Annotated in this window: 2 protein-coding genes; both read right to left on the minus strand. The window is 20.1% G+C overall.

The window, feature by feature from the left end; genetic code table 11:
- Positions 1-439 precede the first annotated feature (439 nt).
- A complete protein-coding gene (locus A33I_RS20440; RefSeq protein WP_022629983.1) occupies positions 440-709 on the minus strand; it encodes a hypothetical protein in 270 nt (89 codons plus the stop codon).
- Positions 710-1,039: 330 nt separating this feature from the next.
- Positions 1,040-1,381, minus strand: coding sequence for an IS1182 family transposase (locus tag A33I_RS19445; RefSeq protein ID WP_022629984.1), 342 nt, complete (start codon positions 1,379-1,381; stop codon positions 1,040-1,042).
- Positions 1,382-1,581: the final 200 nt, after the last annotated feature.

A 1,581-nucleotide genomic window follows, 5' to 3' on the forward strand; every position in this document is an offset into this window, starting at 1 on the left:
AAAAAAATAAAAAAAAAAACAATTTCTTCTCCAACCATAAAAAAAAAACTACCCTTTCTCTTAATTATTACAACTCTTTTTAATTCTTAAATCTCAATATTCTTTTTAAATTAACAACAAATATAATAATAACCACTTATATTTACATACCAAATAAACCCAAATAATTCACTTTTTTATACCCATACCAATTTTTCAATTCACTATTCTTCACTTCTATTTTATATCAAAACTTCAATAATTCTTTAAATCTCTCTATTTCTTAAAACACTTCTTATTCAATATATTCAATTAATTTAACCATTACATAATACAACTTTATTTTAACCCCTTCTTTATAACATCCCTCTTTCAAAAAACAAACCTTACATCTTTCTACATCAAAAAAATAACAATATCTAAAATTTTTATTATACTTAATACAACCATCATATTTCTTTTAAATAACTAAATATCCTACCTTACACATATATATACCTACATCTTTATTAAATTCAAACTCATCATTCTTACATAATCCATTAATAACCAAAAAATAAAATTTTAAAACAAACTCCATTTTATATTCATTTATAAAACAAATATTTTCTCTTTCAAAATAAACTATATCAACAATAATAATATCTACATTTACACCTACATTTCTTATTTTATCTACAAATTCTCTTAAATATTTCCCATCATTTTTTTCACCTAATATAATAACCACAACAATAATAATTCATTCTTCATTTATCATAACAAAATAAAATTTATATCCAAAAAAAAAAATATCTTAAAATTTAAACCCTATTCATACATCAAAATCATCCAATTAAATCATATTTTCTTCATAATCCTCAACAACTTCTTTTAAAACATTAAATCTTTCTTTCACAACAAATACTTCAATACTTTTTAAACTTTCTACAATAAAAATAATCTATCAACAATACTCTAACTCCTCTTAAAAATCATTAAATAAAAATTTATCAAAAAACTTCCCTTACATCAACTCATCTACACAATAAACTACTTTCCAAACATTTTTAAACTTTTCTTATAAAAATTCTTTCAATAACTTTTTATTAAAACAAACTCTCATATAAATCACATCAAAAATAATAATAAAATCTTTAAAAATATTATATTCTATAACAATCTCAACACTCTTCCCAACCAACATATCTAATAAACCCTCATCTAAAAAACAAAATTTACAAAATTTCATTAAAAAACTTAAATCAATAACACCAACTTCTAAAACCAAATCTAAAAAATATTTAAATAACATATCATACTTAAAACATTCCACTACATCAACATCCAACAAATCAAAAATAATCTTTAATAAAAAATATTTAAACATACAAATCAAAAAAATCACATTACAACCATTCATCAAACAATACTTATCTTAAAACTCCTCCATAATAAAAAAAAAATCAACAAATTCATTCATTTAACAAAACATATTATCTTTAAATACCACAAAATCATAAAATCCCATATATAAACTAAAAAAAATCAAATCTTATCCTTTAATCATTTCAACATCACCTATACCATTATTAATACCTTAATTATATAAAAAAAAAAAAA

Source organism: Alkalihalophilus marmarensis DSM 21297 (assembly GCF_000474275.2).
Lineage (GTDB): Bacteria > Bacillota > Bacilli > Bacillales > Bacillaceae_D > Alkalihalophilus > Alkalihalophilus marmarensis.

Excerpts from the sequence above, each read along its gene's own strand:
- A33I_RS19445 (WP_022629984.1), bottom strand. The coding sequence starts at position 1,381 with ATGAATGGTTGTAATGTGATTTTTTTGATTTGTATGTTTAAATATTTT.